The organism is Roseomonas mucosa ATCC BAA-692 (assembly GCF_000622225.1).
Lineage (GTDB): Bacteria > Pseudomonadota > Alphaproteobacteria > Acetobacterales > Acetobacteraceae > Roseomonas > Roseomonas mucosa.
The window spans coordinates 1-7,872 of the sequence record NZ_JHWD01000049.1 but is presented as its reverse complement, the minus strand read 5'-3'; the positions used below and the strand labels follow the sequence as shown (position 1 = coordinate 7,872).

Genomic DNA, 7,872 nt, shown 5'->3' with positions numbered 1-7,872 from the left:
CCGTTGGTTTCCGGCCTGATCCCCGGGAGCAGGTGGAGACTCGGGGCTCCCGGAAAGAAGAAAAGACACCTTGTCCGCGCTGGTGGCACGGGCAGTCCGCCGGAGAGCCATGCTCTCCGGCGCGATCCGGTCGGCAGCCAGAGCCAACCCATCGGGTCCAGGGCCCGCAGGGTCCTGGCGGATAGGGGGTCCGGGGGAAAGGCAGCGCCTTTCACCCGGGACGCGGGGCGGCGGAAGAACCCCTCAGCAACCGGTGAGGCGCGGCGTCCGCTCGACTTCCAGGCCGAAAAGCGGCCGTAGCCGGGTGCCGAGGACGTTGCCGGCGAAGGCGGCGACGAGCCAGACCCAGCCATGCAGGCTGCCGGAGGCGATGCCGGAGAAGTAGGCGCCGATGTTGCAGCCATAGGCCAGGCGCGCGCCGTAGCCGAGCAGCAGCCCGCCCACCACCGCCGCCAGGGCGGAGCGCAGCGGCACGCGCCAGGTGGGGGCGAAGCGCCCGGCCAGGGCGGCCGCGAGCAGGGCGCCCAGGATGATGCCGAAATCCATCACCGAGGTGACGTCGGCCAGCACGCTGCCATGCAACTGCGCCTGGGCCGCGGGCGTGGACCAGAAGGGCCAGGCATCCACGCCGAAGCCCAGGGCGAGCGCCGCCTTGGAGCCCCAGAGCGCGAAGGCGGAGGTGATGCCCCAGGGACGCCCGGCCAGGGCCAGGGTCGCGAAGTTCAGCAGGGCCAGCGCCACCGCCCCGGCCAGCAGCGGCCAGGGACCACGGATGAAGCGGGCCAGCCCTTGGCGCGGCGCGGCCGGACGGGTGGCCAGGACGCCGTGGCGCCGCCGCTCCAGTACCACCGTCACGGCGGCGATGGCGGCGAAGGCTGCGAGCTGCACCGCCATGGCGGCCCAGGGGCCCCAGAGCTGGACGATGGAGAGGCGTGGCAGGCTGGGCAGCGCCGCCCACCAGTGGAGATGCGCCGCGCCGATGGCGGAGCCGGCGATGAAGGCGGCGAGGGTGATCACCATGCGCATGGAGCCGCCGCCCACGGTGTAGAGCGTGCCGGAGGCGCAGCCGCCGCCCATCTGCATGCCGATGCCGAAGAGGAAGGCGCCCACCACCACCGAGGTCCCGGCCGGGGAGACCAGGCCGGAGACGGGCTGTCCGAACAGGCTGCCGGAGGCCAGGACGGGGAAGAACAGGACCGTCGCCAGGGCCAGCATGACCATCTGGGCGCGCAGCCCTTCGCCACGCCGGTCGGCGATGAAGACCCTCCAGGCGGAGGTGAAGCCGAAGGCGGCATGGTAGAGCACCAGCCCCAGCGCGGCGCCGAGCAGGTAGAGCAGGGCCTGGTGCGGGCTGACGGCCTGTCCGATCAGCAGCGCGCCGAGGAGGAGCGCGGCACCGGCCAGCAGGGCTGCCGGGCGCTGGATGCCGAGGCCGGCGGAGGGTGCCAGGGTCGTGGCGGACATCGGGGGGTTCCGCGAAATGGAGGCGTCGAACCGCGCAAGAACGCGGCGTGACGGTATTTTCCACATATAAGCGAATGGAAAGCGTGGTTCCATGGCCCTCCCCTTGCTCGGGGGGCATGAGAGGCGCGCGGCGGACGGGCAGGCTGCCGGGGAGGGACCGCACCGGCCTCCCGGACCCGCGATCCGCCCACCCGGGAGACGGACCGCGAGGCGCTGCTACTCCCCTGCCGTCACAGATGGGGCACGGAGGCGGGTGGAACGCAACTCGCCCTGGCGCTCCAGCAGGGGATAGGCGATGCCGGCCAGGTGCGCGCCGATCCGCTTCAGGTCGCGCGTCACGTCCAGCACCAGGCTGGCCGCGGCGGAACCGGCGGGGCTGGCCTCCACCAGATGGTCGGTGGCCTCCCGTTCCGCCGAACGCCAGGCCTCCTTCTCGCGCACCAGCTGCCGGGCCGCCTCCGCATCCTCGTGCAGGAAGACGGCGACGGCGAGGCGGAGCTGCGCCAGCAGGCGGCCGGTCTGCGCCTCCAGCACCCGGAGATCCTCCGGCGAGAGCGGGATGCCCCGGCGGGCACGACGGGCGGCGTGCTTGGACAGGTTGCGGGAGACGGCATCGCCTGCATGTTCCAGCGCGATGGCGAAGGCGCGGATCTCGGCGAGGCGCCGGGCTTCCGCCTCCGGCAGGTCCTCCTGCGGCAGCCGGGCGAGATAGGCGTGGACGGCGCCGTGCAGCCGGTCCAGCACATCGTCCAGCCGCCCCACCGCCCGGGCCTCGTCCCGGTCGGCGCGGCGCAGCGCCTCCCCGGCATCGCGCAGCATGGTCTCCAGCGTATCGGCCATGCGCAGCACCTCCCGCGCCGCATTGGCGAGCGCGACCGGCGGCGTGGCGAGCGCCCCTTCGTCGAGGTAGCGCGGCGCGCCGGGATTGCGCTCCGGCGGCAGGTCCGGAAGCATCCGGCGCAGCAGCCTCGACAGCGGGTCCAGCAGCGGCAGGAACAGTGCCGCCATCACGAGGTTGAAGCCGAGATGCGCGTCCGCCACCAGCCGGCCCGGCGCGGCGGAAAGCAGGGCCGTGACCTGCGGCAGCAGCGCCAGCACCAGCACCGCCCCGGCGAGGCGGTTCAACAGGTTGCCCACCGGCAGGCGCAGGCCGGCCGGGTCCGTGCCGCCGCCGCGGGCGCCATGGCGGGCGGCGAGGAGCGGCGGCACGGACCCGCCCAGGTTGGCGCCGGCCACCATGGCCACCGCCGCTTCCGCGCCGATGACGCCAGTGGAGGCCAGCGAGCCCACCAGCAGCACGGCGGCCAGCGAGGAATGCGTCGCCCAGGCCAGAAGCGCGGCCAGCAGGGCGGCGGCGGGCGGCGAACCCTCCAGCAGGTGGAGGAGCTGGCGCAGCCCCTCGGAATGTTCCACTGGCTGCATGGAGGAAAGCAGCAGGAACAGGGCGCAGAGCATCAGGCCGAGCCCGATGGCGGCCCGGCCGAGATCGCGGGTGCGCGCCTTCTTCCCGCGCTTGAACGCCATCCACCCGAGCAGGATGACCAGCGGGAAGACGGGACGGAGGTCGAAGGACAGGACCTGCGCGATCAGCGCCGTACCGACATTGGCCCCCAGCATCGCGCCCAGCGCGGGCACCAGCCCCAGCGCCCCGGCGGCGTGCAGCCCGCCCACCATCAGCCCGGCGGCGGTGGAGGATTGCAGCGCGGTGGTGGCCAGCAGCCCGGCGGCGAAGGCCCGCCAGCGGTCCCTCAGGGCGCGGCCCAGTCCCTCGCGGAGCTGGGCGCCATAGGCGCGATCGACCCCCCGCTGCACGAGGCTCAGCCCGTAGAGAAGCAGGGCCGCCTCGCCGGCGAGCTGGATCAGCAGGCTCAGTCCATACAATCCCTGTCTTTCACCTCCATGTCCTCCGGGGCCGGGAGAGGTGGTGTCTCACGGCATAAGATGACAGAACGATGACAGGCGGGGCGGGGGTTTCCAACCCGGGCCGGCGAACCGGCTCCGGCTCAGCGCCCCAGGACGCCGTGCTGGCGCAGGAAGTCGAGCAGGGGGAGCAGAGGCAGGCCGAGGATGGCGCTGTGCTCGCCCTCCACCTTGCGGAAGAGCTGGATGCCCGGCCCTTCAAGCCGGTAGGCGCCGACCGAGGCCATGGCCTGGGCTCCTTCCTCCGCCACATAGGCATCGAGGAAGGCATCCGAGAAATCCCGCATGGTCAGGCGCGAGACCGCGAGGTGCTGCCAGACCCGCACCCCGTTGCGCCAGCACAGCACCGCCGTGTGCAGCCGGTGCTCGCGGTTCCGCAGCGCCTCCAGATGGGTGCGGACCTCGCCCGGGTCGCGCGGCTTGTCGAACCAGCGCTCCCCGTCCTGCATCCGGCAGGTGAGGAGCTGGTCGCCGCCGATCACCAGGACGTCCGGCGCGCCTTGCCGCGCCAGCCTCTCGGCGACGCGGCGGGCCTTGGCCTCGGCCAGCATCATCGCCGCCTCGCCGGGCGGAATGCCCTCGGCCTGGCAGCTGAGCTTGATGCTTTCCTCGTCCACGGCGGCGGCCACCGCCTCGAAGCGCAGCCCGGCCGCCCGGAGGAGGGCGGTGCGGGAGGCCGAGGCGCTGGCCAGGACGACGGCGGGGTTCTCGGACTGGATCAAAGGCGTGCCGTGGGGTTGACGCTGGGAGGGATAGGCGATGGCGAGGGCGGCGTCACCTCCGGCGGCGAAGACGGAGTGATCTCGGGCGCGCTGTCCGGCGTGATCTCCGGCACGCCCGGTCCCGGGGTGGAGGGCACCTGCGGCGTCGGGGCGGGCGGCGCCGAGGGCGGCGTGGCGGGGGGCTGCGGCACCTCCGGCGTGGCGGGCGGGGTGGCCGGGTCGTTCGGGATGGTCGGGGTCGGCTGCGTCGGCTGGCTCGGCGTGATCGGGTCGGACATCGGCCGCTTCCTTCTCCTGTCGGGTTCGCGCCCGCCTCGGCGTGGCGCGTTGCAGGGAGAACGGCGGGGGCGGGCAAAGGATCCAGGCGGGCCGGCTTTCCCCAGCCCCGGGGCATGGCTGGCCCAGGATGCGGCGCGGCATGTGACTTCGGCCCCGATCTGCCCTACATCCGGGCACGATCCGTCTTCCGCGATCTGGTTTCTGGGATGGAACGCCTTGCCCGACAACGTGCCGCCGGTCCGCTTCGTCGCCAAGAACATGCGGCTCGACCTGCGCCTGATCGCGGAGATGATCCCGGAGGACGCCAGGGTCCTCGACATCGGCTGCGGCGACGGCGCGCTGCTCGACCACCTGACGCGCGAGAAGGGGGCCGATGCCCGCGGCATCGAGATCGACATGGCCGAGGTGGCGCGCGCGGTGGGGCAAGGCCTCGCCGTGATCCATGGCGATGCCGACAACGACCTCGCCTTCTATCCGGACCGAGCCTTCGACTACGTGGTGCTGTCCCGCACCTTCCAGGCGGTGGAGAAGCCGCGCGAGGTGCTGGCGCAGATGCTGCGCATCGGCAGCCGCGCCGTGGTCTCCTTTCCCAATTTCGGGCACTGGCTGCTGCGCTGGAAGCTGCTGGTCAAGGGCCGGATGCCGGATACCGAGACCTGGAACCGCCCCTGGTACGAGACGCCGAACATCCATCCCTGCACCATGCTGGACTTCATCGCCCTCTGCGAGATGGAGGGCTACATCGTCGAACAGTGGCTGGCGGTGGACGAACACGGGCTGCGCGCGCCCTGGCGGCGCAGCCTGCGCCTGGCCAACCTGTTCGGGGAACAGGCGCTCTTCGTGCTGCGCCGGGCGGACACGCCGGCCCGCTGACAGCGGCCCGGGAAGCGGCGATCCGCTCCACCACCGGTTGATCTTTCCTCCGCGCTCCGTTCCCCTTCGGCGGGGATGAGGGAAGGGATGCCATGACGACCACCGGGATCGCGGCCCGGCTGCGGCGGGGCCTGCTGCTCGCCTGCTGCCTGGGCCCTCTCGCCACGGCGCCGGCGGCGCGGGCCGAAGGCCTCGATGGCCGCATGGTCGTCGGCTACCAGGGCTGGTTCGCCTGCCCGGGGGAGGCGCCGGGTGGCGGCTGGTTCCACTGGTTCGCCCCCCATCGCGGCGGCGGGCTGGAGCCGACCTTCGACCTCTGGCCCGACGTTTCCGCCATGCCGGCCGAGGCGCTCTGCGACACGCCGCTGCGCGATGCCTCGGGAAAGCCGATGCGGGTCTATTCGGCACAGCGCGCCGCGACGCTGGAGACGCATTTCCGCTGGATGCGGCAGCACGGGCTGCACAGCATGCTGCTCGCCCGCTTCGCCAGCGCGCTGGGCACGCCGCTCCAGGCCATGGCCGACCGCACCCTGGACCTGGCGCTGGCGGCGGCCGCCTCGCAGGAAGGGCAGGTCTTCATCGTCTATGACCTCACCGGCTTTCCGCAGGACCGCTACCGCGAGGTGGTGGAGGACCTGCGCCGGATGCGCGCCGCCGGGCTGCTCGACCGGCCCGCCTGGCAGCATCATCGCGGACGGCCCGTGGTGAGCCTCTTCGGCCTGGGCACGGTGGAGATCGGCTTCGACGCGGCGCATGCGAAGGCCCTGCTGGACGGGCTGCGCGCCATCGGGCCGCTGACGGTGATGGGCGGCGTGGCGGCGGACTGGCGGACGCTGACCGGCGCCTCCCGGCGGGAGCCGGAATGGGCGGCGATCTACCGCAGCCTCGACATCATCAGCCCCTGGCCGATCGGTGCCTATGCGGACGAGGCCGGGGCGGATGCCTTCCTGCGCAGCCACGTCCTGCCCGACCTCGCGGAGACGCGGCGCCTGGGCATCGGCTACCTGCCCGTGGCCTGGCCGGGCTTCTCCGCCACCAACCTGAAGCGGCATGACGGGCGTTCCGGCCCGCTGAACCAGATCCCGCGCCGCTGCGGCGCCTTCTACTGGCAGCAGGCACGGAACCTGATCGGCGCGGGCGTGCGGATGATGCAGACGGCCAATCTCGACGAATTCGACGAGGGGACGGCCATTCTGCCCTATCTGCGGGACGTGCCGCGCCCCTCGGCGGCGGATGCGGGCGGTGCCTTCCTGTCGCGCGCTGCCGATGGCTGCGACCTGCCGCCGGATGGATATCTGCGGCTGGCGGGGCAGGTGGCGCGGGGGCTGCAGGCGGGCTCGCTGCCGTCGGCGCCCTGAGCGCGACTCGAAGGGGAGCGGACCGAAGACTGTTCCCCGGGAAGCATGGAAACGGTAGCGGCGGCGCTTCTTGGCTGGCCGCCAGGGGAGAGGCTCTGCCTCTCCACCCGGACCCCCACTCCGCCGGGGACCGAAGCCGGTCCCCGGACCCCGGGGCTTTCGTGGGCTCCGCATGGTGGCCGTCAGCCCGGCGTCCGACCCCTGGGAGCAGGTGGAAAGGCGGGGCTCCCGAAAAGAGGAAAGACACCGTGTCCGCGCTGGTGGCACGGGCAGTCCGCCGGAGAGCCATGCTCTCCGGCGCGATCCGGCCACAGGGAGAGCCCACTCATCGGGTCCAGGGCCCGCAGGGTCCTGGCGGATAGGGGGTCCGGGGCGAAAGGCAGCGCCTTTCCCCCGGGTACAGGGCGACGCCGGACACGGACCGCGAAGGCTGCCGCCAGTATCAGGCGGCGAGGCGGCGCTCAGTGGTCTCGCGGCGCAGCGCTTCCATCGCCTCGGCGAGATGCCCGGCCGCTTCGTCGGCGCCCATTTCGAGGCAGCGGCGCTCCAGCACCTCCAGCATGCGCAGCACGGTGTCGGGCTCGCGCTTCGCGTGGTCCGGCCAGAGGAGGGCGACGACGGGCATGTTCATGATCGAAAGAGCTCCAGGGCAAAGGCGGTCTGCGGCGCGGCGCTTAGCATCCGGGCCCGGCACCCTGTCACGCTCTTCTCGCGTGGCTCGCCCCCGTTTCGCACACGCCCGTCCCGCGGGCCGGGAGCCGGGCTGCCGCAGCCGGGGCGGGGAGGGGCAAAGCCTTCCCCTCTGGCCGCCATCCTTGCTTTCCGGCCCGGGTATCAAAACGAATGGCGATCCTTGGCTTTGCGTAACTTCGTTTCTTGCCTACGCTTGTTAAGACCGGCCGGAGCGACAAAGATCGCAAGGGTCCGTTCTGCCAGGAGGAGCGCCAGAGCATGGCACGCGTCGCACTTGTCACCGGTGGTCAGCGCGGCATCGGGGCAACCATCAGCGAGAGACTGAAGGACCATGGCCGCACGGTGGTGGCCTCCTATGCGGGCAACGAGGAGGCCGCGAAGGCCTTCACGGAGCGCACGGGCATTCCCTGCATCCGCTTCGATGTCGGCGATTTCGAGCAGTGCAAGGCCGCGGTGGCCGGGATCCGGGAGAAGTACGGCCCGATCGAGATCCTGGTGAACAACGCCGGCATCACGCGCGACGGCACCATGAAGCGCATGGACCGCAGGATGTGGGACGAGGT

The 7,872-nt window shown here is 72.4% G+C and carries 8 protein-coding genes; 3 read left to right on the top strand and 5 right to left on the bottom strand.

Translation table 11 applies throughout. From position 1 onward, the window contains the following. Positions 1-243 precede the first annotated feature (243 nt). From BT98_RS0119580 to BT98_RS27880, 4 genes are all read right to left on the bottom strand, one after another. Positions 244-1,464, bottom strand: coding sequence for a YeeE/YedE family protein (locus tag BT98_RS0119580; RefSeq protein WP_019461914.1), 1,221 nt, complete (start codon positions 1,462-1,464; stop codon positions 244-246). A gap of 216 nt (positions 1,465-1,680) precedes the next feature. After that, positions 1,681-3,345, bottom strand: coding sequence for a Na/Pi cotransporter family protein (locus BT98_RS0119575; protein ID WP_019461913.1), 1,665 nt, complete (start codon positions 3,343-3,345; stop codon positions 1,681-1,683). Between the two features lie 122 nt (positions 3,346-3,467). Continuing rightward, positions 3,468-4,106: a Maf family protein gene (locus BT98_RS27885; protein WP_019461912.1), complete on the bottom strand. Its 639-nt coding sequence runs from the start codon at positions 4,104-4,106 to the stop codon at positions 3,468-3,470. Further along, on the bottom strand, positions 4,103-4,384 hold the full coding sequence (locus BT98_RS27880; protein ID WP_155985210.1) for a hypothetical protein: 282 nt from the start codon (positions 4,382-4,384) through the stop codon (positions 4,103-4,105). Before BT98_RS27880 ends, BT98_RS27885 begins: the two co-directional genes overlap by 4 nt. Before the next feature lie 259 nt (positions 4,385-4,643). Between BT98_RS27880 and metW the strand changes: the two genes are divergently transcribed. Together metW and BT98_RS0119560 are read left to right on the top strand one after the other, a co-directional pair. After that, positions 4,644-5,258, top strand: coding sequence for a methionine biosynthesis protein MetW (gene metW, locus BT98_RS0119565; RefSeq protein ID WP_026033332.1), 615 nt, complete (start codon positions 4,644-4,646; stop codon positions 5,256-5,258). A gap of 92 nt (positions 5,259-5,350) precedes the next feature. After that, positions 5,351-6,616, top strand: a complete 1,266-nt coding sequence (locus BT98_RS0119560; protein WP_019461910.1) for a glycoside hydrolase family 71/99-like protein — start codon at positions 5,351-5,353, stop codon at positions 6,614-6,616. A 442-nt stretch (positions 6,617-7,058) separates the two neighbouring features. On the opposite strand, the gene BT98_RS0119555 is transcribed toward BT98_RS0119560, so the two are convergent. Beyond that, the gene (locus BT98_RS0119555) at positions 7,059-7,247 is read right to left on the bottom strand and encodes a hypothetical protein (protein WP_019463475.1); all 189 of its coding nucleotides are present in this window, start codon (positions 7,245-7,247) and stop codon (positions 7,059-7,061) included. A 320-nt stretch (positions 7,248-7,567) separates the two neighbouring features. Here BT98_RS0119555 and BT98_RS0119550 point away from each other — a divergent pair. Then, positions 7,568-7,872: SDR family NAD(P)-dependent oxidoreductase (locus BT98_RS0119550; protein WP_027297438.1), on the top strand; the 305-nt coding region annotated here is incomplete at its 3' end.

Coding starts and splice junctions, on each gene's coding strand:
- BT98_RS0119555 (WP_019463475.1), bottom strand. CDS start 7,247: ATGAACATGCCCGTCGTCGCCCTCCTCTGGCCGGACCACGCGAAGCGC.
- BT98_RS0119580 (WP_019461914.1), bottom strand. CDS start 1,464: ATGTCCGCCACGACCCTGGCACCCTCCGCCGGCCTCGGCATCCAGCGC.
- BT98_RS27880 (WP_155985210.1), bottom strand. CDS start 4,384: ATGTCCGACCCGATCACGCCGAGCCAGCCGACGCAGCCGACCCCGACC.
- BT98_RS0119560 (WP_019461910.1), top strand. CDS start 5,351: ATGACGACCACCGGGATCGCGGCCCGGCTGCGGCGGGGCCTGCTGCTC.
- metW (WP_026033332.1), top strand. CDS start 4,644: ATGCGGCTCGACCTGCGCCTGATCGCGGAGATGATCCCGGAGGACGCC.